Annotated in this window: 1 protein-coding gene; it reads left to right on the forward strand. The window is 40.5% G+C overall.

The genetic code is table 11. From position 1 onward, the window contains the following. Positions 1-256, forward strand: a 256-nt coding sequence (locus KH400_RS21345; protein ID WP_217228072.1) for a c-type cytochrome, incomplete at its 5' end; no start/stop codon positions are given. Positions 257-427: the final 171 nt, after the last annotated feature.

The following is a 427-nucleotide window of genomic DNA, read 5'->3' on the forward strand; positions in this document are numbered from 1 at the left end:
TCCAGTAGCAGAAGAGGCTGCTGATGAAGCAGCTGGTGAATATGATGCTACTGCGGCACGTGCTTCGTATGAAGCAAACTGCCTTGCTTGTCATGGTGGAAACCTTGAAGGTGGCGGTGGACCGAGATTAGCTGGAGAAGAGCACGATCCGGAGCATATTTATGATGTTATTATTAATGGCCAGAACACGATGCCGGCTATTAACATTCCATCTGAAGAAGCGGAAAATTTAGCGCAATGGATTTCTGCGCAGTAAGAAACATGAACCCATTCTCCTAGAAGAATGGGTTTTTTTAGTGGAAATGACAATATGTTTACACAAAGTGAAATGAAATTGTAACATAAAAGACCAACCCTTTTTATTTTTTAGGTGTTATAATGATGTAGATTACGACAAATGACGCGAAATTTTTTGGAATTTCAACAC

It is taken from the genome of Desertibacillus haloalkaliphilus, assembly GCF_019039105.1.
In the GTDB taxonomy this organism is placed as follows: domain Bacteria; phylum Bacillota; class Bacilli; order Bacillales; family KJ1-10-99; genus Desertibacillus; species Desertibacillus haloalkaliphilus.